Consider the following 21,440-nt stretch of genomic DNA (forward strand, 5'->3'; position numbering starts at 1 on the left):
CACCCGCTCGCCGTGGCACTGCGGGTCAATCACTGCCCGCAGGTTCGCCCGTGACCAATCTCAACCATCCCGAAACGCCCAAACCGGCCATTCGCAGCGTGCTGGTCGCGCTGATGATGGCGATCTTCCTTGGCGCACTGGACCAGACCATCGTCGCCGTTTCCATGCCGGCCATCTCCGCACAGTTCAAGGACGTCAGCCTGCTGGCCTGGGTGATTTCCGGCTACATGGTGGCGATGACCGTCGCGGTGCCGATCTACGGCAAGCTCGGTGACCTGTACGGGCGGCGCAAACTGATGCTGTTCGGCATGGGCCTGTTCACCCTCGCCTCGCTGTTCTGCGGCATGGCCCAGAGCATGGAGCAACTGGTGCTGGCGCGGATTTTCCAGGGCATCGGTGCCGGCGGGATGATTTCGGTGAGCCAGGCGATCATCGGCGATATCGTGCCGCCTCGGGAGCGCGGGCGCTATCAGGGCTATTTCAGCAGCATGTATGCGGTGGCCAGCGTCGCCGGTCCGGTGCTCGGCGGTTACATGACCGAGTACCTGTCATGGCGCTGGGTGTTCCTGATCAACCTTCCGCTGGGACTTGGCGCGTACTGGGTGGCTCGACGCAATCTGATCGGCCTGCCAATTCCCCAGCGCAAACCGGTCATCGATTACCTCGGCACGCTGCTTATGATCATCGGCCTGACCGCGCTGTTGCTGGCGATCACTCAGGTCGGCCAGGGCCATGCGTGGCGCAGCAGCGAAGTGCTCGGGCTGTTCGCTTGTGCGGTGGCGGTGCTTGCGGTGTTCGTCTGGCATGAGCGGCGCGCCCGGGAGCCGTTGCTGCCGATGCACCTATTCACCAACCGCAGCGCCCTGCTGTGCTGGTGCACGATTTTCTTTTGCAGCTTCCAGGCGATTTCCCTGATCGTGCTGATGCCGCTGCGCTTTCAGAGCGTGACCGGCGCCGGGGCCGACAGCGCTGCGCTGCACTTGCTGCCGCTGGCGATGGGTTTGCCGATCGGCGCGTATTTCGCCGGACGTCGCACCTCGATCACCGGGCGCTACAAACCGCAGATTCTGACCGGTGCGCTGCTGATGCCGATCTCGATCCTTGGCATGGCCTTCAGCCCGCCTGATGCGACGCTGCTCAGCAGCCTGTTCATGCTGCTCAGCGGGATCGCCGGTGGCATGCAGTTCCCGACTTCGCTGGTGGGTACGCAGAACTCGGTCGAGCAAAAGGACATCGGCGTCGCCACCAGCACCACCAACCTCTTCCGCTCTTTGGGCGGCGCGGTGGGTGTGGCGTTGATGTCGGCACTGTTGCTGGCATTGTTGCAGGACTCCAGTTTCGCCCACCTGACCGGCAGCTCGCTGATGAGCGAAGGGCATTCCGGCAACGTGCTGCTCGACGGTCTGAACGCCGCGCCCGGCGATGCGCAGAATGCCTTGCGTGCCGAATTGCTGGTGACGTTCCGGCATTTGCTGATGGTGAGCGCGGCGGTGTCGCTGCTCGGGCTGGCGGCGGCGATTGCGATGCCCAACCGGTTGCTGCGGGGCCGTGAGCACGGCGCCCGCTGACTGTAGAACACCGTATGACCTGTGGGAGCGAGCTTGCTCGCGATTGCGGTTGATCAGTCGACATTTGCGTCACTGCTACATTGCTATCGCGAGCAAGCTCGCTCCCACAGGGGAAGTGCATTCAAGCACTGTAATAACCGACCGCCACCAGGAAATTCCCGACCTTCTTCAGGTAGGCATGTTTGTTCTCGACCTTGCCGGTCACCGGATTTTTCCAGCGGTATTCATACTCGCCCTCATCCTGTTTGCCGATCAACGACAGAATCGGCTCGCCCACCGGTTTGCCTTCCGGGTCGTCGACCTTGGCGAAATCGGTGTTGATCAGCCGCAGGTTGGTGCCGTGGGCGACGTAGCGGTGGTTGTTGAGATTGACCACGAACACATACAGGTCGTCCTGCAGGTAACCGCCCTTGAGCGAGTTGATCGCGGACAGCGTGCCCTTCTCGTCCTTGGTCAAATCGCTGGCCGCTTTGTCGAGCAACGCTTTTGCCTGCTCCGCCGACGCCCGCGGCAAGTAATAACCCACCGCCAGAATCCGCTGACCGATGCGTTGATAGTAAACGTGCTTGCGCTCGACCTTGCCGTCGGACCAGTTCTGCCAGCGGTATTCGGCCTGCTGGATGCCGTTGCCTTCCGGCACCTTCAGGGCGTCCTTGAAGGACTTCTGTAAGTCCGGCCCGAGGACTTCGCTGACGTCGCGACCGATCAATGCCGACGACGGCCCGCCGCTGGCGAGCATCACGCCCTTGGTGTCGACCACGAACACGTAACGGTCCTTGTCGACGAATTCGCCCTGGCGGCTGAACGCCGCGAACGCCTTGTCGCCGTTGTCGTGGTAATAGGCCAGAGCCTTTTCCAGCAAGGCGATGGCGGCCTTGCTGTCGTCTTTTTCCGTGGTGGCCGCATTGGCCTGACCGAAACTCAACAGCAGCACCGCGCCGAGCCAGGCCAGCTTGTGCACAAACCCCATGACGCATCCCTCGTTCTTGTTGGTGTTTCAAGAGCGTAGACGGCCTGAAGGCATGTATGGATATTCAGAAAGCTTCTGAATGTTGCTGTGGCGAGGGCGTTCGCGCCCTCGCCACACAAGAGGCTTACGGACGGGCGTTGAGTTGCTGTTGCAGGTTCTGGATCTGCGCTTGCAGGGTGTTGATGTTGCGGGTCATCTGCGCTCGGAACGCATCGAACTCGGCGGTGTTGGTGCCTCCCTGCGCAGCGGCCGGACGGTTGTCCTGCTCGCTCTTGAGGATGACGATTTCCTGCTCCAGACGATCGATCGCCGGGTTCGACCCACCTTGTTTTTTCAAAGCCGTAATGTCGGCACCGAGGCTCTTGAACTGCGCATCGAATCCCTTCACCTGTGCATCAAAGCTCTTGAGCTGAGCATCGAGCTTGCTGGTGTCGGCCGGGGTGCTTTTCAGCGTGGCCAGTTCGGCGCTCAGGGCTTTGACCTGGGCCTGCAACTGAGTGTTGGCGTTCTGTTGTTCAGTGGTCTGGGCGGTCATCTGCGCCAGCCGCTTGTCCAGATCCGTCGCCTGCCCGGCCACGCCCTGCTGCTGTTTGCTCTGATCCTGAAGCGCGCTTTGCAGCTGTTTGATCTGCAGCTTCAACGCTTCGCTGTCGGTGGTGACGTTGGTCTGGCTGGCCACGACCTTGCCGGAAATGTCCTGCAGGCGCCCCGCCGCTTCCTCACTGATGCGCGCGAAACTTTCCTGGGTCGCCACCAGTTGCTGCTCCATCAGCGAGATCTGCTGGAAGCTCCACCAGGCAAGACCAATGAAGGCGAAGAACAATGCGCCGACCAGTGCCCACAACGGCCCGGTGCTGGCGGCCTTGACCTTGACCACCGGCGGCGTGCGCGAATGCACGGTGGTGCGGGCGGTGACCGGAAAATCGTCGTCATCGAGGGTGTCGGCGCGCAGGCTCGGTACATCGTCGAAATCGTCGTGGGCATCGTTACGCATGGACATTGAGGCAACCTTTGTGAAACGCGGTGATGGCAGATTGGCGCGAAGTATAAACCCCGCGGCCGCTGGGGTTGACCCTCAAGCCGTGACGCGGTTCAGTGCCGGCCGGCAGATTCGTATCAACGAATGTCCTGGGCCTTCCACCAGCCACAGAACTCATCGAGGGCCGTCCACAGACTGACTTTCGGATCGTAGTCCAGATAATGCCGGGCGCGACTGATGTCGAGGGTGAAATTTTTGTTCATCACCTGCATGCCCAGGCGCGACAGGGTCGGCTCGGGACGCCCGGGCCAGAGCTTGCACACCCCTTCGTTGAGCGCCGCCACGCTGTAGGCCAGACCGTAGGAACGGTACTTGGTGACCTGTGGGACTTCCATCTTGCGCATCACGTAATTGACCACATCCCACAGCGGCACCGGAGCGCCGTTGCTGATGTTGTAGGCTTTGCCCAACGCGGAAGCGTCGGCCAGCAGGCTGCTGAGCAACGCTTCGTTGAGGTTGTGCACGCTGGTGAAATCGACCTTGTTCAGACCGTTGCCGATGATCGCCAGACGGCCCTTGCGCTGCATGTTCAGCAAGCGCGGGAAGATGCTCATGTCGCCGGCGCCGGTGACGAAACGCGGGCGCAGGGCGAGGGTTTCGAGGCCGAATTCCTGGGCGCCGAAGACCTTTTGCTCGGCCAGGTATTTGGTCGCGGCGTAGTGATGCTTGAAGCGCTTGGGCACTTGCTCTTCGGTCAGGCCGAGATGGTCGCGACCGTCAAAGTAGATCGAGGGCGACGACAGATGCACCAGCCGCCGGACCCGTTGCTTCAGGCAGGCCTCGACCACGTTTTCGGTGACTTGCACATTGCCCTGATGGAAGTCCTGATACCGGCCCCACAAGCCGACCGCGCCGGCGCAATGCACCACCGCTTCGACATCGCTGCACAGCGCACGCACCAGATCCGGGTCGCTCAAATCGCCTTGAACGAACTCGGCACCGCGACGCACCAGATGCTCGACACCCTCGGCCCGGCGACCGTTGACCCGCACCTCCAGGCCCTGCTCCAGGGCGAAACGCGCAAAGCGTCCGCCAATGAAGCCGCTTGCGCCGGTGACCAGAATTTTCATGTAGAGCTCCAACAAAACCAGCTGCAAGCTTCGAGCTTCGAGCTTCGAGCTGCAAGGTAAATACAGTACACAAGCGCTTTACTTGGCGCTTGCAGCTTGACGCTCGTAGCTGCTTTCAGGCCACCAGCCATTGCGCCGACGAGCGCACCAATTGTTCGGTCAACAGCCCGAGCAACTGACCGCCATTGCGCCAATGATGCCAGTACAAGGGCACGTCGATAGGTTTATCTGGCAACAGTTCGCGCAGTACGCCGCGCTCCAGTTGCTCGCGCACCTGCAATTCCGGCACCAGTCCCCAACCGAGCCCGGCTTCGGTCAGGCGGATGAAACCTTCGGACGACGGGCACAGGTGATGTTCGAAACCGCCATCGACGCCGAGGGAGGCGAGGTAACGATGCTGGAGAAAATCGTCCGGGCCAAACACCAGCGCCGGGGTGCGCGGCAATTGTTCGGCCCGCACGCCGTCGGGAAAATGCCGCTCGATGAACGCCGGACTGGCCAGCGCCCGATAGCGCATCGCTCCGAGCAGCACGCTGCGCGCGCCTGCCACCGGACGCTCACTGGCGCAGAGACAACCGGCCACTTCACCGGCGCGCATGCGTTTGAGGCCGACGGTCTGGTCTTCGACGATCAGATCGAGCAATAGATGTTGTTCGGCGCAGAAGTCGCCCACCGCCTCGGCCCACCAGGTGGCAAGACTGTCGGCATTCAGGGCGATTCGCAGCCGTTCCGGCAGGCCCTCTTCGTCCAGCGCCGGCACCAGCGTCTGCAAATCCCGTTCGAGCAGGCGCACCTGCTGCACATGGTTGAGCAGACGCCGGCCAATTTCGGTTGGCGACGGCGGTGTCCCGCGTACCAGCACCGGTTGGCCGACCCGAGCTTCCAGCAGTTTGATCCTTTGGGAAATCGCCGATTGCGAAAGGCCCAACACCTGCGCCGCGCGTTCGAATCCGGCCTGCTCGACCACAGCGGCCAGAGCGGAAAGCAATTTGTAGTCGAACATCAGTTTTCCTAATGAGCGATCAGCACTATTGGTTTTTCTTATACCGCGTCAACCGGGAGAATAGCCAGCAAGCACTCTTTATCAAGGACCACCATCATGGCTGGCGAAACCTCATTGACCACCCTGCTGCGCAGCATGAGCCCGCAGCTCAATGCCGGCGAATACGTGTTCTGTACTTTGCGCGACGGGCAGTTGCCGAGCGGTCTGGAAATCGTCGGCAGTTTCCGCGAACAGGAAGGCCTGACGGTAATTCTCGAACGTTCCCACGCCGAGCGCGCCGGTTTCAGCTTCGACTACGTCGCGGCCTGGATCACCTTGAACGTTCATTCGGCGCTGGAAGCCGTCGGCCTGACCGCCGCATTCGCCACCGCACTGGGCAAGGCCGGCATCAGCTGCAATGTGATTGCCGGCTACTACCACGATCATTTGTTCGTCGGTCAGGCCGACGCCGAACGCGCCATGCAAGTGCTGCGCGATCTCGCAGCCAACGCGGAGTAACCGTCATGTGGCAAAGCTATACCAACGGTTTGCTGGTGGCGTTCGGGCTGATCATGGCGATCGGCACCCAGAATGCTTTTGTCCTGGCGCAGAGCCTGCGACGTGAACATCACCTGCCAGTCGCCGCGCTGTGCGTCGCCTGTGATGCGTTGCTGGTGGCGGCAGGTGTGTTCGGTCTGGCCACGGTGCTGGCGCAAAACCCGACCTTACTGGCGGTCGCCCGCTGGGGCGGCGCGGTGTTCCTGATCTGGTACGGCAGCCAGGCGTTGCGCCGGGCGTTTTCCAAACAGAGCCTGCAACAGGGTGAAAACCAGACCGTACGTTCGCTGCGGGCGGTGATGCTCAGCGCACTGGCGGTGACCTTGCTCAACCCACACGTCTATCTCGACACCGTTTTGCTGATCGGTTCTCTCGGTGCGCAACAGTCGGTGCCCGGCGCTTATGTCGTCGGCGCGGCGAGTGCTTCGCTGCTGTGGTTCTTCACCCTGGCGTTCGGCGCGGCATGGCTCGCACCGTGGCTGGCACGGCCGAGTACGTGGCGGATTCTGGATCTGCTGGTGGCGGTGATGATGTTCACGGTGGCGGGGCAATTGATATTGGCTTCATGATTTATTCCAAACAGCTCTGGAACCTCTATCCCACACAGTTGTTGCGTGGTTAAGCCGCACCCCCGGTGCTATGATCCGAACCCTGCGCCGCAAAGAGTAAAAACTCGCCGGTGCATTTCTGGCCGCCCGTGATCGGCCTTGCGCTCACCGCAACAGACCTGATTAGGAGAATCATCATGGCTTTCGAATTGCCGCCGCTGCCTTACGCACACGATGCCCTGCAGCCGCACATTTCCAAGGAAACCCTGGAATTCCACCACGACAAGCACCACAACACCTACGTCGTGAACCTGAACAACCTGGTGCCAGGCACCGAGTTCGAAGGCAAGACCCTGGAAGAAATCGTCAAGACTTCCTCGGGCGGCATCTTCAACAACGCCGCTCAGGTCTGGAACCACACCTTCTACTGGAACTGCCTGGCGCCAAACGCCGGCGGTCAACCAACCGGCGCCCTGGCTGAAGCCATCAACGCGGCTTTCGGTTCGTTCGACAAGTTCAAGGAAGAGTTCAGCAAAACCTCGATCGGCACATTCGGTTCCGGCTGGGGCTGGCTGGTGAAAAAGGCTGACGGTTCCCTGGCTCTGGCCAGCACCATCGGCGCCGGCAACCCGCTGACCAGCGGCGACATCCCGCTGCTGACCTGCGACGTGTGGGAACACGCTTACTACATCGACTACCGTAACCTGCGTCCTAAGTACGTCGAGGCGTTCTGGAACCTGGTCAACTGGAAGTTCGTGGCCGAGCAGTTCGAAGGCAAGACCTTCACCGCTTAAGCTGCACGCCAGACAAAAAACCCGGCTATTGCCGGGTTTTTTTCTGCCCGCAGAAATCATCACGGGTGCGTCGCATCACAAACAGGGCCTTTTCCCACACGTAAAGCAGCCCTTCTCGCCTTGCCCCCAAGCCGCGGCGAACTACCATCAAAAGAGGAAAAATTGTCCGACGCCCCTCAAGTTGGAGGCCAAAACTACCGACACAGTACAAATAGGGCAAATACTCCAGACCGCAGCATTTCGGCCAAGGCCACGGACAAATTTTCCGCGGCTCGATTGTCCCTTTGACTGCCAACACGGGATTGCCAATACTCATGGCAACTTGACGCTACCCGCACGGAACAAGGAATAACCCTTTGAAGCTGGAACTCAAGAACAGCTTGTCGGTGAAGTTGCTCCGGGTCGTGCTCCTGTCGGCATTGATCGTCGGCGTGGTCTTGAGCTGCGCGCAGATCGTTTTCGATGCCTATAAAACACGCCAGGCCGTCGCCGGCGATGCCGAACGCATCCTCGACATGTTCCGCGATCCCTCCACCCAGGCGGTTTATAGCCTGGACCGGGAGATGGGCATGCAAGTGATCGAAGGCCTGTTCCAGGACGACGCTGTGCGCCAGGCCTCCATCGGCCATCCCAACGAAGCGATGCTCGCGCAGAAATCCCGTGAGCTGCAGCATTCCAACAGTCGCTGGCTGACCGACCTGATCCTCGGCCAGGAACGCACGTTCACCACCCAACTGGTGGGACGCGGCCCCTACAGCGAATATTACGGCGACCTGAGCATTACCCTCGACACGGCCACCTACGGTCAGGGTTTCATCGTCAGCTCGGTGATCATCTTCATTTCCGGCGTGTTGCGCGCCTTGGCCATGGGGCTGGTGCTGTATCTGGTCTATCACTGGCTGCTGACCAAACCGCTGTCGCGGATCATCGAACACCTCACCGAGATCAACCCGGACCGCCCCAGCGAACACAAGATTCCGCAGCTCAAGGGCCACGAGAAAAACGAACTGGGGATCTGGATCAACACCGCCAACCAGTTGCTCGAATCCATCGAACGCAATACCCACCTGCGCCACGAAGCGGAAAACAGCCTGCTGCGCATGGCCCAGTACGATTTCCTCACCGGCCTGCCGAACCGCCAGCAATTGCAGCAGCAACTGGACAAGATCCTGGTGGATGCCGGCAAGCTGCAGCGCCGGGTTGCGGTGTTGTGTGTCGGACTGGATGACTTCAAAGGCATCAACGAACAATTCAGCTACCAGACCGGCGACCAATTGCTGCTGGCACTCGCCGACCGCCTGCGCGCCCACAGCGGTCGCCTCGGCGCCCTCGCCCGTCTTGGCGGCGACCAGTTCGCGCTGGTGCAGGCCGATATCGAGCAACCCTACGAAGCGGCGGAACTGGCGCAAAGCATTCTTGATGACCTGGAAGCGCCGTTCGCCCTCGATCATCAGGAAATCCGTCTGCGCGCGACCATCGGCATCACCCTGTTCCCGGAGGACGGCGACAGCACCGAGAAGCTGTTGCAGAAAGCCGAGCAGACCATGACCCTGGCCAAGACCCGCTCGCGCAACCGTTATCAGTTTTATATCGCCAGCGTCGACAGCGAAATGCGCCGCCGTCGCGAACTGGAAAAAGACCTGCGCGACGCCTTGCTGCGCGATCAGTTCTACCTCGTCTATCAGCCGCAGATCAGCTACCGCGATCATCGCGTGGTCGGCGTCGAGGCATTGATCCGCTGGCAGCATCCGGAACACGGTCTGGTGCCGCCGGACCTGTTCATCCCGCTGGCCGAGCAGAACGGCACCATCATCGCCATTGGCGAATGGGTGCTGGATCAGGCCTGCAAGCAACTGCGCGACTGGCACGATCAGGGCTTCGTCGATCTGCGCATGGCGGTCAACCTGTCCACCGTGCAACTGCACCACGCCGAGCTGCCGCGGGTGGTCAACAACCTGTTGCAGATGTACCGCCTGCCACCGCGGAGCCTGGAGCTGGAAGTCACCGAAACCGGCCTGATGGAAGACATCAGCACCGCCGCCCAGCACCTGCTGAGCCTGCGCCGCTCCGGCGCCTTGATCGCCATCGACGACTTCGGCACCGGCTACTCCTCGCTGAGTTATCTCAAGAGTCTGCCGCTGGACAAGATCAAGATCGACAAGAGCTTCGTCCAGGACCTGCTGGACGACGACGATGACGCGACCATCGTTCGCGCCATCATTCAACTGGGCAAGAGCCTGGGCATGCAGGTGATCGCCGAGGGCGTGGAAACCGCCGAACAGGAAACCTACATCATCTCCGAAGGCTGCCATGAAGGTCAGGGCTACCACTACAGCAAACCGCTACCGGCGCGCGAGCTGAGCATTTATCTCAAGCAGGCCCAGCGCAGCAACGCGGCCATCCTCTGAAATCTCCCTGCGAAGCCCGGCAAACCCCTTGATCCGCCGGGCGTGCTCTACGCTGTTGATCCAGCGCAACCCCCGCGCAAATAAGAAATATTTCCAGCTACAACCCTTTACACATAATGCGAAAGATTTGCATTATGTCGCAGCTTTTGCGCACCCCCGCGCCTGTCCACTCAATTACCGAAGCAGGATGTTCGCCATGATTCGTATGCCTCTGGCTACCGCCAGTCTGCTGGCCATCGCTATTTCCCTCGCCGGTTGCGGCGAAGGTAAAGACAAAGACAAGGCCGCCGCTCCTGCGCCGACCCCGGCTGCCAGCACCGCTGCACCGGCTGCGCCTGCTGCCGCCGGTAAAGTCGACGAGGCCGCCGGCAAAGCCGTTGTCTCGCACTACGCCGACATGGTCTTCGCCGTTTACAGCGATGCCGAATCCACCGCGAAAACCCTGCAAACCGCCATCGACGCGTTCCTCGCCAAGCCGAACGCCGACACCCTGAAAGCCGCCAAGGCTGCCTGGGTCGCCGCCCGCGTTCCTTACCTGCAGAGCGAAGTGTTCCGCTTCGGCAACACCATCATCGACGACTGGGAAGGTCAGGTGAACGCCTGGCCTCTGGACGAAGGCCTGATCGACTACGTCGACAAGTCCTACGAACACGCACTGGGCAACCCGGGCGCCACCGCCAACATCATCGCCAACACCGAAGTACAGGTCGGCGAAGACAAGGTCGACGTCAAGGACATCACCCCGGAAAAACTCGCCAGCCTGAACGAGCTGGGCGGTTCCGAAGCCAACGTTGCCACCGGCTACCATGCCATCGAATTCCTGCTCTGGGGCCAGGACCTGAACGGCACCGGCCCTGGCGCCGGCAACCGTCCAGCCTCGGACTACCTGGAAGGCGCCGGCGCCACCGGCGGTCACAACGATCGTCGTCGTGCCTACCTGAAAGCCGTGACCCAGTTGCTGGTCAGCGACCTGGAAGAAATGGTCGGCAACTGGAAGCCGAACGTGGCCGACAACTACCGCGCCACCCTGGAAGCCGAACCGGCTGAAAGCGGCCTGCGCAAAATGCTGTTCGGCATGGGCAGTCTGTCCCTGGGCGAACTGGCCGGCGAGCGCATGAAAGTGTCCCTGGAAGCGAACTCCCCGGAAGACGAACAGGATTGCTTCAGCGACAACACCCACAACTCGCACTTCTACGATGCCAAGGGCATTCGTAACGTGTACCTGGGCGAGTACACCCGTGTCGACGGCACCAAAATGACCGGCGCCAGCCTGTCGTCGCTGGTGGCCAAGGTCGACCCGGCTGCCGACACCGCGCTGAAAGCCGATCTGGCCGCCACCGAAGCCAAGATCCAGGTCATGGTCGATCACGCCAACAAGGGTGAGCACTACGACCAGTTGATCGCGGCCGGCAACACCGCCGGCAACCAGATCGTGCGCGACGCCATCGCTTCGCTGGTCAAGCAGACCGGTTCGATCGAAGCCGCTGCCGGCAAGCTGGGCATCAGCGACCTGAACCCGGACAACGCCGATCACGAGTTCTGATCACAGCGTCCGCGTTAATAAAGGCGACCTTCGGGTCGCCTTTTTCGTTCTGGCTGACCTGACGCGCATCAAGCAAACGATAATTCCTCTTATTCAAACCCCCTCGCCCTGTTAGACTTTGCGCCTTTAAATTCGCCCCTCTTGCAGGAAGTCTGATGCCCTCGCTGCCTCTTCGCTTGTCCGCACTGTTTCTGGCCCTGGGCCTGAGTGCCTGCGATGACGCCCCGCGCTTCACCAAGGCCGAGCCGGGTGAGGCCCGTTCCGGCGGCGCGGCGACCGTGCGCAAGAGCGATCAGAACGCGTTTTCCCTGCCGTCGGCCAACCTGCCGCCTTCGCGGCGGGTGGACTTCAGCGTCGGCAACAGCTTCTTTCGCAGCCCGTGGGTGATCGCGCCATCGACCACCACGGCCCGCGATGGCCTCGGCCCGCTGTTCAACACCAACGCCTGCCAGAACTGCCATATCAAGGACGGCCGCGGCCATCCGCCGACGCCGGATGCGGCCAACGCGGTGTCGATGCTGGTACGCCTGTCGATTCCCGATGCGCCGGCCTATGCCAAGGTCATCGAGCAAGTGGGCGTGGTGCCGGAGCCAGTCTACGGCGGCCAGTTCCAGGACATGGCCGTCCCCGGCGTCGCGCCGGAAGGCAAGGTGCGGGTCGATTACACGCCGGTGCCGGTCCGCTTCAAGGACGGCACCGAGGTCGAGCTGCGTAAACCGGTCCTGCAGATCACCCAGCTCGGCTACGGCCCGATGCACCCGGACACACGTTTCTCGGCCCGCGTTGCACCGCCGATGATCGGCCTGGGCCTGCTCGAAGCGATCCCGGAAGAAGCGATCCTCGCCAATGCCGCCGCGCAGGCCAAAGAGAACAACGGCATCAACGGCCGGCCAAATCGGGTCTGGGACGATGAGCAGCAAAAGACCGTCATGGGGCGATTTGGCTGGAAAGCCGGCCAGCCGAACCTCAATCAACAAAATGTTCACGCGTTTTCTGGTGATATGGGCCTCACCACCAGCCTGAGACCGTTTGATGACTGCACCGACGCGCAAACCGCCTGCAAACAGGCACCGAACGGCAATGGCCCGGACGGCGAACCGGAAGTCAGCGACAACATCCTGCGCCTGGTGCTGTTCTACAGCCGCAACCTTGCCGTTCCCGCCCGCCGTGGGGTCAACGATGCGCAAGTGCTGGCCGGCAAGAATCTGTTCTTCCAGGCGGGTTGCCAGTCCTGTCACACACCGAAATACACCACCGCCGCCAACGCGGCCGAACCTGAACTGGCCAATCAAGTGATTCGCCCGTACAGCGATCTGCTGCTGCACGACATGGGCGAAGGCCTGGCGGACAACCGCACCGAATTCCAGGCCTCCGGCCGCGACTGGCGCACCCCGCCGCTGTGGGGCATCGGCCTGACGCAGGCGGTCAGCGGCCACACCCAGTTTCTGCATGACGGCCGCGCCCGCAACCTGCTCGAAGCCGTGCTCTGGCACGGCGGCGAAGCGAAGGCGGCGCAGCAACAGGTTTTGTCTTTCAACGCCGAGCAGCGTGCCGCGCTGCTGGCGTTCTTGAACTCACTTTAAACACTTAAAAGAATCGGGAGCCCGACATGTTCCGTCCCAAGCTGTTGTTCACCAGCCTTGCCGCACTGGCCCTCGGCGCGTGCTCGCCGCAGGATCCGCAAGCCGTCACCTCGGCGGCCATCGCCAAATCGGTGATCCTGCCGACCTACACCCGCTGGGTCGAAGCCGACAAGCAACTGGCCGTCAGCGCCCTCGCTTACTGCCAGGGCAAAGAGTCGCTGGACACCGCCCGTGCCGACTTCCTGCACGCGCAGAAAGCCTGGGCCGAGTTGCAACCGCTGTTGATCGGCCCGCTGGCCGAAGGCAACCGTTCGTGGCAGGTGCAGTTCTGGCCGGACAAGAAAAACCTGGTCGGCCGTCAGGTCGAGCAACTGGTCACCGCGCAGCCGCAGATCGATGCCGCCGCACTGGCCAAGTCCAGCGTCGTGGTTCAAGGCCTGTCCGCTTACGAGTACATCCTGTTCGACGCCAAACCTGACGTCGCCAACGACGCGCAGAAAGCCAAGTACTGCCCACTGCTGGTGGCCATCGGCGAGCGTCAGAAACAACTGGCCGAAGAGATTCTCAGCAGCTGGAATAACACCGACGGCATGCTCGCGCAGATGAGCAAGTTCCCGAACCAGCGCTACGCCGACTCCCACGAAGCGATCGCCGATCTGCTGCGGGTACAGGTCACCGCCCTCGACACCCTGAAGAAAAAACTCGGCACGCCGATGGGCCGTCAGAGCAAGGGCGTACCACAGCCGTTCCAGGCCGATGCATGGCGCAGCCAGTCGTCGATGGAGTCGCTGGAAGCCAGCCTCGCAGCGGCCAAAACCGTCTGGGAAGGCGTCGACAACAAAGGCCTGCGCGGCCTGCTGCCGGCTGAGCAAAAGCCGCTGGCGGACAAGATCGATGCAGCTTACGCGGCGTCGCTCAAACTGTTCGGCAGCACTCAGCGCTCGCTGACCGAAATGCTCAACGATGACGCCGGTCGCCAGCAGCTCAACGACATCTACGACAGCCTCAACGTCGTCCACCGCCTGCACGAAGGCGAGCTGGCCAAGGCGCTGGGCATCCAACTGGGCTTCAACGCCAACGACGGTGACTGATGAGGGCACGTGCCATGCTGCGACGCCAGGCTCTGACTTTAGGTAGTTTGCTGCTGGGAGCAGTGACACTGGGCGGCTGGACGCTGTTCAAACGCAAGGACCAAAGCCCGCTGCTGTTGTCGGCGCGGGACGACACCGACGGCAAGCATTACGCCGTCGGTTATCGGCTGGACGGCACCCAGGTGTTTGCCACCGAAGTCGGCCAGCGCTGCCACGACATCATCAATCACCCGACGCTGCCGATCGCGCTGTTCGTTGCCCGCCGGCCGGGCACCGAGAGCTACCTGATCGATCTGCGCAACGGTGCATTGCTGCAAACCGTGACGTCGCAGCCGAACCGGCATTTCTACGGCCACGCGGTGATCCACCACAGCGGCGACTACCTGTACGCCACCGAAAACGACACCACCGATCCGGGCCGTGGACTGCTCGGGGTGTACAAGTTCGAAGGCGAACGGCTGGTGCACAGCGGCGAGCTTTCCACCCACGGTCTCGGCCCGCATCAGGTGTCGTGGATGCCCGACGGTGAAACCCTGGTGGTGGCCAATGGCGGGATCCGCACCGAGGCCGAAAGCCGGGTCGACATGAACCTCGACGCCATGGAGCCAAGCCTGGTGCTGATGCAGCGCGATGGCACCCTGCTGAGCAAGGAAACCCTCGCCCAGCAGATGAACAGCGTGCGCCACCTGGGGATCGCCAGCGACGGCACCATCGTTGCCGGCCAGCAATTCATGGGGCCTTCCCACGAGCGCTCGGAGCTGCTGGCGATCAAGCGACCGGGCCAGCCTTTCGTGGCGTTCCCGGTGCCGGAGCATCAGTTGCAGTCGATGGGTCATTACACCGCCAGCGTCGCCGTGCACAGCGACCTGCGTCTGGTGGCACTGACCGCACCGCGCGGCAACCGCTTCTTCATCTGGGACCTGGACAGCGGCGAAGTGCGCCTCGACGCACCGTTGCCCGACTGCGCCGGCGTCGGTGCGGTGAAGGACGGGTTTGTCGTGACCTCCGGTCAGGGACGTTGCCGCTACTACGATTGCCGTCAGGACGATCTGCTGGCCAAACCGCTGGATTTGCCCGCAGGGCTCTGGGACAACCATCTTCATCTGATGGCCTGAAATTCGCCGCCGGCCGTTCGGTCGGCGGCGCTGCTTTTTTGTATCGCCTCCCCTCATACCCGGTAAAAACTGGCAGTTGGAATCCCTGCCGGACTCGGGGTAATGTGCCCGCCTGTCTCGCCTGATTTTCTCCAAGGAACTGGAAATATGCTGCGTCGCCGCATGCTGATCATGTTGGGTGTTGTACTGCTGATCGTTCTGCTTCTCGCCGGTTACAAGGCCTTCTCGATCTATACGATGATCCAGGGCTTTTCCAAACCGAAGCCGCCGATCAGCGTCGCCGTGGCCACCGCCGTCGAGCGCCCGTGGCAGATGCGTCTGTCCACCGTCGGCACGCTGAAAGCGCTGCAAGGCGTCGACCTGAGCCTGGAGAACGCCGGCACCGTCACCGAGCTGAAGTTCGAATCGGGGCAGAAGGTCAAGGCCGGCCAGCCGTTGCTACAACTGGACAGCGCCGTCGAAGCCGCCTTCCTCGAAACCGCCAAGGCCGATCTCGGCCTCGCGCAGCTGGATTACGGTCGCGGCAGTCAACTCGTCGGCAGCAGCGCCATCTCCAAAGGCGAATTCGACCGGCTCTCGGCGCAGTTGCAAAAGAACAAGGCCACGGTCAATCAGCTCAATGCGGCGCTGGCGAAAAAACGCATCGTCGCGCCCTTCAGCGGCACCATCGGCATCCGCCTCGTCGACATCGGCGACTACCTCGCCAGCGGCACCAAGATCGCCACCCTGCAGGACCTGAGCAGCCTCTACGCCGATTTCTACGTGCCCGAACAATCGGTGCCGAAACTGGCTATCGGTCAACCGGTACAGATCACGGTCGCGGCGTATCCCGGCCAGCATTTCACCGGCGCCATCAGCGCCATCAACCCGATCGTCGAAAGCACCACTCGCAACATTCTGGTGCGCGCCACCCTGGCCAACCCCGATGGCAAGTTGCTGCCGGGCATGTTCACCAGCGTCGAAGTGCTGCTGCCGGATCCGCAGAAACACATCGTGGTCCCGGAAAGTGCGATCACCTACACCCTGTACGGCAACTCGACGTACGTGGTCACCCAGAAGAAAGCCGAAGATGGCACCGTCGAAAAAGACGACAAGGGCCAACCGGTGCTGATCGCCGAGCGTCGGTTCGTCGAGACCGGCGAACGCCGCGATGGCCAGGTGATGATCAACAAGGGCGTGCAGAGCGGCGAACAGGTGGTGACGGCCGGCCAGATCAAACTGGACAACGGCGCCCACATTGCCATCAGCGACGACAAGACCCTCGGCGAGCAGAACAGTCCGCCCCGCGCCGACTGATCAAGGAAACCCCATGGCTTTTACCGATCCGTTCATCCGCCGCCCGGTGCTCGCCACCGTGGTCAGCCTGCTGATTGTGCTGCTGGGCTTCCAGGCCTGGAGCAAGCTGCCGCTGCGCCAGTACCCGCAAATGGAGAACGCCCTGATCACGGTGACCACCGCGTACCCCGGGGCCAACGCCGAAACCATCCAGGGCTACATCACCCAACCGATGCAACAGAGCCTGGCCAGCGCCGAGGGCATCGACTACATGACTTCGGTCAGTCGCCAGAACTTCTCGGTGATTTCGATCTACGCGCGCATCGGCTCCAACAGCGACCGCTTGTTCACCGAACTGCTGGCCAAGGCCAACGAGGTGAAGAACAAGTTGCCTCAGGACGCCGAAGATCCGGTGCTGAGCAAGGAAGCCGCCGACGCCTCGGCGCTGATGTACATCAGCTTCTTCAGCAAGGAGCTGAACAACCCGCAGATCACCGACTACCTCTCACGGGTGATCCAGCCGAAACTGGCGACCCTGCCGGGCATGGCCGAGGCAGAGATTCTCGGCAACCAGGTGTTCGCCATGCGCCTGTGGATCGACCCGGTGAAACTCGCCGGCTTCGGCCTCAGCGCCAGCGACGTGACCAACGCGGTGCGCCAGTACAACTTTCTCTCCGCCGCCGGCGAAGTGAAAGGCGAGTACGTGGTCACCAGCATCAACGCCAACACCGAACTGAAGTCCGCCGAAGCCTTCGGCAAGATCCCGCTCAAGGTCAGCGGTGACAGCCGGGTGCTGCTCAGCGATGTGGCACGGGTCGAAATGGGCGCGGAAAACTACAACTCGATCAGTTCGTTCGGCGGCACGCCTTCGGTGTATATCGGGATCAAGGCCACACCCGGGGCCAACCCGCTGGAAGTGATCAAGGAAGTGCGCAAGATCATGCCGGAGCTGGAAGCCCAGCTGCCGCCCAACCTCAAGAGCGAGATCGCCTACGACGCCACGCTGTTCATCCAGGCCTCCATCGACGAAGTGGTGAAAACCCTGTTCGAGGCGGTGCTGATCGTGATCGTGGTGGTGTTCCTGTTCCTCGGTGCCCTGCGTTCAGTGGTCATTCCGGTGGTGACCATTCCGCTGTCGATGATCGGCGTGATGTTCTTCATGCAGATGATGGGCTACTCGATCAACCTGCTGACCCTGCTGGCGATGGTGCTCGCCATCGGGTTGGTGGTGGACGACGCGATTGTGGTGGTGGAAAACATCCACCGGCACATCGAGGAAGGCAAGACACCACTGGAGGCCGCGCTCGAAGGCGCACGGGAAATCGCCATGCCGGTGGTGTCGATGACCATCACCCTGGCGGCGGTGTACGCACCGATCGGTTTTCTCACCGGACTGACGGGGGCACTGTTCAAGGAGTTTGCGTTGACCCTGGCCGGGGCGGTGGTGATTTCCGGCGTCGTCGCCCTGACCCTGTCGCCGATGATGTGCGCCATGCTGCTGCGCCATGACGAAAATCCCACGGGCCTGGCCCACCGCCTCGACCGGATTTTCGACAGCCTCAAGCGTCGCTATCAGAGCATGCTGCACGGCACGCTCAATACCCGGCCGGTGGTGCTGGTGTTCGCGGTGATCGTGCTGTGCCTGACTCCGGTGCTGCTCAAGTTCACCAAATCGGAACTGGCACCGGACGAGGATCAGGGCATCATCTTCATGATGGCCAACGCGCCGCAACCGACCAACCTCGATTACCTGAACACCTACACCGACGAGTTCATCAAGATCTTCAAGGAGTTTCCGGAGTACTACTCCTCGTTCCAGATCAACGGCTACAACGGGGTGCAGAGCGGCATCGGCGGTTTCCTGCTCAAACCGTGGAACGAGCGCAGCCGCACGCAAATGGAAATCCTCCCCGAGGTACAAGGCAGACTCGAGGGCATTCCGGGCCTGCAGATCTTCGGCTTCAACCTGCCGTCCCTGCCTGGCACCGGTGAAGGCCTGCCGTTCGAGTTTGTGATCAACACCGCCAACGACTACGAGCTGTTGCTGCAAGTGGCCGACCGGATCAAGAAGCGCGCCATGGAATCGGGCAAGTTCGCCTTCGTCGACCTCGACCTGGCTTTCGACAAACCCGAAGTGGTGGTCGACATCGACCGCGCCAAGGCTGCGCAGATGGGCGTGTCGATGCAGGATCTGGGCGGCACCCTCGCGACCTTGCTCGGCGAAGCCGAGATCAACCGGTTCACCATCGAAGGCCGCAGCTACAAGGTCATCGCCCAGGTCGAACGGGCCTACCGCGACAACCCGGACTGGCTGAACAATTACTACGTGAAAAACACCCAGGGCGAACTGCTGCCGCTGTCGACCCTGATCACCGTGACCGACCGCGCACGACCGCGACAGCTCAACCAGTTCCAGCAACTCAACGCGGCCAAGCTGTCCGGGTTCCCGCTGGTGAGCATGGGCGAAGCCATCGACAGCGTGTTGCAGATAGCCCGGGAAGAAGCCCCGGCCGGTTTTGCCTTCGATTACGGCGGCGCCTCCCGGCAGTTCGTCCAGGAAGGCAGCGCGCTGTGGGTGACCTTCGCGTTGGCGCTGGCGATCATTTTCCTGGTGCTGGCGGCGCAGTTCGAAAGCTTCCGCGACCCATTGGTGATTCTGGTGACCGTGCCGTTGTCGATCTGCGGGGCGCTGATTCCGCTGTTCCTCGGCTGGTCGAGCATGAACATCTACACCCAGGTCGGGCTGGTGACGCTGATCGGGCTGATCAGCAAGCACGGGATCCTGATCGTCGAGTTCGCCAACCAGTTACGCAAGGAGAAGGGCCTGACACCCCGCGAGGCAGTGGAGGAAGCGGCAGCGATTCGCCTGCGCCCGGTGTTGATGACCACGGCGGCGATGGTCTTCGGCATGGTGCCGCTGATCGTGGCCACCGGCGCCGGTGCGGTCAGCCGTTTCGACATCGGGACGGTGATTGCCACCGGGATGTCGATCGGGACGTTGTTCACGCTGTTTGTCCTGCCGTGCGTTTACACCGTGCTGGCGAAACCCGATCCCAAGGCATGACGCAGTAAAAAAAGCCATGACCCAATAAAAAAGGCCTCGCATCAGCGAGGCCTTTGGCTCTTCTAGAAAGAGATTTCAATCGATTCAACTCTGCGGCCTCATTCCTTGAGAGAGTCCGAACATGAACAGCAACAGATCATGGTCCGGCTGAGTGGCCACGGCGGCTTTCGCCACCCGTGGCATCGGGCAATGCGGATCGCTCGCCGAGGCACCGATCACCTGCATGCGTGGCTGTTCCCAGGCCGCCACCGCCAATGATGCAACTGCCAAGGCTCCTACCAGAAACAAACCTCGTGCAATTTCTAGTTTCATCGCTATAAACCTTTGATAGCGCTGCCAAACGCCGTCTCATAAAAGTAGACGAGTTTTTTCCAGTCCGTTGCGCTGAACGACGAGTGGCGACGCAATTGCTTCATGTCATGGGCGGCTGCGCGATAAGCGGTCAATCGCTGACGGCACTTTTCCAGATCGATCAGGGCGACTTCGACCTTGACCGACTCACCTTCGCCCGTCACCCGCACAAATACGTGCTTGATGTAGATGCAGCTGTGCTGCCAACGGCCCTTGTGCATGCGCGCGAGATTTTCGGCGAGATCCTTGAGCACGCGCTCATAGACAGCTTCGCCGTATTGCTCGCGTCCGCCGGCGGCTTCCCATTGCTCAAACTCCTGAAAGCCATCGAGCGACTTCGTCACCAACAGTGCACGCCATTTAAATTCGGGATCGGGCTGGGCACCGCAGAACACGATTTCAGGGACTCTGACGCTGAGCCGGGTCACGCCCGTCAGCGCATCGAGCTCGCGCAACACGGTCGGCCGTCCGAACGGGTGCAGCCAGCTGCGATAGATATGTCCGGTCTGGCGTTTGGCATACAGCAGCTGGCCGTCACGTCCCATGATCCGTTGCACACCACTTTCGCCACCCCGGCGTACATTGGGTTCCTCGACCCATTCGCCACGCTGGTTCCAGTAGTAGTCGAAGCGATCCTCGGGAGCGACTTCCGCTTCTGCTGCAAATTGCACTGCCATCCTGTTACCTCTTGCGTAATACGTAGACTCGCCACATGGCATAGAGCGGAATAAAGTCCAGTTGTTCCTGGATCCGGAACCCCGCGTCTTCAAATTCCTTTTCAACTGTAGCGGCCGGTAACACAAACCGGTTCTGGTAACCTTCCTGCCCACGCGTGCGCTCGGCGCGCTTGCGTTTCCAGGACTTGAAATTGCCGTCGACCCACAGCGAAATGATCACGCTGTCGCGAGTGACGCGCTCGAATTCGCGCAGAATCGCCCGGCGGTGCTCGGCTTCGCCGATGTGATGCAGCAGTCGCATGCAAAAAATGCTGTCGACGGCGTTATCGGGCAAGGCAATGTCGAACGCAGATGTGTGCAAGGGTTGTACCCGTTTCACCACATCCGCCGGTTGTGCCTGCATGGCGGTCTTGATCATCGACTCGGAATTGTCCGCACCGATGATCACCCGGTTGGGTTTTTCCGCGAGCATCGGCCAGAAACGCCCCGCACCGCACGGCAGGTCGAGTACCAGCCCCGGCTCACCGACCAGGGTCAGCGCCTTGCGGGCCATCTGCTGATCCCGCCAGTTGGACAAACGACGTCCCAGACCGTCCTGGTGCTTGCGCAGGTATTTCTGCGCATGTTTATCGTCGTACTTTTCGGAAAAATCGAGCTTGATCGGGCCGGCCATCACCAGGACTCCTGAATTACTGATGACGCCACCTTAAGCAGCGGCGTGTCAGCGTCAGGTCATCCCTTTGTGAAAAAAACGTCATGTAAATCGGCAATCTATTTCAAGGTTATACAGGAATTAGACAGGTT

At 61.5% G+C, this 21,440-nt stretch carries 18 protein-coding genes; 11 read left to right on the plus strand and 7 right to left on the minus strand.

The window, feature by feature from the left end:
* The first annotated feature begins 50 nt into the window (after positions 1–50).
* Positions 51–1,568 carry an MDR family MFS transporter gene (locus tag CAF74_RS02895; RefSeq protein ID WP_085745252.1) on the plus strand — a complete coding sequence of 506 codons (1,518 nt, stop codon included), beginning with the start codon at positions 51–53 and terminating at the stop codon, positions 1,566–1,568.
* A 121-nt stretch (positions 1,569–1,689) separates the two neighbouring features.
* On the opposite strand, the gene CAF74_RS02900 is transcribed toward CAF74_RS02895, so the two are convergent.
* From CAF74_RS02900 to CAF74_RS02915, 4 genes are all read right to left on the minus strand, one after another.
* Positions 1,690–2,538, minus strand: a complete 849-nt coding sequence (locus tag CAF74_RS02900) for a cache domain-containing protein (protein ID WP_085745253.1) — start codon at positions 2,536–2,538, stop codon at positions 1,690–1,692.
* A 124-nt stretch (positions 2,539–2,662) separates the two neighbouring features.
* Entirely contained in the window at positions 2,663–3,538 is an 876-nt protein-coding gene (locus CAF74_RS02905; RefSeq protein WP_085745254.1) for an ATPase, read from the minus strand.
* A gap of 116 nt (positions 3,539–3,654) precedes the next feature.
* A complete protein-coding gene (locus tag CAF74_RS02910) occupies positions 3,655–4,647 on the minus strand; it encodes an NAD(P)-dependent oxidoreductase (RefSeq protein ID WP_085745255.1) in 993 nt (330 codons plus the stop codon).
* A gap of 115 nt (positions 4,648–4,762) precedes the next feature.
* Positions 4,763–5,650, minus strand: a complete 888-nt coding sequence (locus CAF74_RS02915) for a LysR family transcriptional regulator ArgP (RefSeq protein ID WP_064383809.1) — start codon at positions 5,648–5,650, stop codon at positions 4,763–4,765.
* Positions 5,651–5,746: 96 nt separating this feature from the next.
* Here CAF74_RS02915 and CAF74_RS02920 point away from each other — a divergent pair, with 96 nt between their 5' ends.
* The 10 genes from CAF74_RS02920 to CAF74_RS02965 all read left to right on the plus strand — a co-directional run bounded on the left by CAF74_RS02920 (position 5,747) and on the right by CAF74_RS02965 (position 19,608).
* Positions 5,747–6,148: an ACT domain-containing protein gene (locus CAF74_RS02920; protein ID WP_085709558.1), complete on the plus strand. Its 402-nt coding sequence runs from the start codon at positions 5,747–5,749 to the stop codon at positions 6,146–6,148.
* A gap of 5 nt (positions 6,149–6,153) precedes the next feature.
* A complete protein-coding gene (locus tag CAF74_RS02925; RefSeq protein WP_007953256.1) occupies positions 6,154–6,756 on the plus strand; it encodes a LysE/ArgO family amino acid transporter in 603 nt (200 codons plus the stop codon).
* Between the two features lie 176 nt (positions 6,757–6,932).
* Positions 6,933–7,529: a superoxide dismutase gene (locus CAF74_RS02930; RefSeq protein WP_085745256.1), complete on the plus strand. Its 597-nt coding sequence runs from the start codon at positions 6,933–6,935 to the stop codon at positions 7,527–7,529.
* Between the two features lie 356 nt (positions 7,530–7,885).
* A complete protein-coding gene (locus tag CAF74_RS02935; protein ID WP_011335711.1) occupies positions 7,886–9,937 on the plus strand; it encodes a bifunctional diguanylate cyclase/phosphodiesterase in 2,052 nt (683 codons plus the stop codon).
* Between the two features lie 196 nt (positions 9,938–10,133).
* Positions 10,134–11,480 (plus strand): imelysin family protein, encoded by a 1,347-nt coding sequence (locus CAF74_RS02940; protein ID WP_085745257.1) that lies wholly within the window; start codon positions 10,134–10,136, stop codon positions 11,478–11,480.
* 155 nt (positions 11,481–11,635) lie between these two features.
* Positions 11,636–13,063: a di-heme oxidoredictase family protein gene (locus CAF74_RS02945; protein WP_085745258.1), complete on the plus strand. Its 1,428-nt coding sequence runs from the start codon at positions 11,636–11,638 to the stop codon at positions 13,061–13,063.
* Positions 13,064–13,089: 26 nt separating this feature from the next.
* The gene (locus CAF74_RS02950; protein ID WP_007953243.1) at positions 13,090–14,154 is read left to right on the plus strand and encodes an imelysin family protein; all 1,065 of its coding nucleotides are present in this window, start codon (positions 13,090–13,092) and stop codon (positions 14,152–14,154) included.
* A gap of 14 nt (positions 14,155–14,168) precedes the next feature.
* Positions 14,169–15,269: a DUF1513 domain-containing protein gene (locus tag CAF74_RS02955; RefSeq protein WP_085745259.1), complete on the plus strand. Its 1,101-nt coding sequence runs from the start codon at positions 14,169–14,171 to the stop codon at positions 15,267–15,269.
* 147 nt (positions 15,270–15,416) lie between these two features.
* Positions 15,417–16,565: an efflux RND transporter periplasmic adaptor subunit gene (locus tag CAF74_RS02960; protein WP_085745260.1), complete on the plus strand. Its 1,149-nt coding sequence runs from the start codon at positions 15,417–15,419 to the stop codon at positions 16,563–16,565.
* 13 nt (positions 16,566–16,578) lie between these two features.
* Positions 16,579–19,608, plus strand: a complete 3,030-nt coding sequence (locus CAF74_RS02965) for a multidrug efflux RND transporter permease subunit (RefSeq protein WP_085745261.1) — start codon at positions 16,579–16,581, stop codon at positions 19,606–19,608.
* An 84-nt stretch (positions 19,609–19,692) separates the two neighbouring features.
* Here CAF74_RS02965 and CAF74_RS02970 read toward each other — a convergent pair whose 3' ends face one another.
* The 3 genes from CAF74_RS02970 to CAF74_RS02980 are packed head-to-tail and all read right to left on the minus strand — an operon-like array spanning position 19,693 to position 21,309.
* Positions 19,693–19,920 (minus strand): hypothetical protein, encoded by a 228-nt coding sequence (locus CAF74_RS02970; RefSeq protein ID WP_011335717.1) that lies wholly within the window; start codon positions 19,918–19,920, stop codon positions 19,693–19,695.
* A 2-nt stretch (positions 19,921–19,922) separates the two neighbouring features.
* Positions 19,923–20,636 carry a lipopolysaccharide kinase InaA family protein gene (locus CAF74_RS02975; protein WP_085745262.1) on the minus strand — a complete coding sequence of 238 codons (714 nt, stop codon included), beginning with the start codon at positions 20,634–20,636 and terminating at the stop codon, positions 19,923–19,925.
* A 4-nt stretch (positions 20,637–20,640) separates the two neighbouring features.
* Positions 20,641–21,309 (minus strand): class I SAM-dependent methyltransferase, encoded by a 669-nt coding sequence (locus CAF74_RS02980; RefSeq protein ID WP_085745263.1) that lies wholly within the window; start codon positions 21,307–21,309, stop codon positions 20,641–20,643.
* Positions 21,310–21,440 lie beyond the last annotated feature (131 nt).

This window comes from Pseudomonas sp. R45(2017), from assembly GCF_002112305.1.
Lineage (GTDB): Bacteria > Pseudomonadota > Gammaproteobacteria > Pseudomonadales > Pseudomonadaceae > Aquipseudomonas > Aquipseudomonas paraglycinae.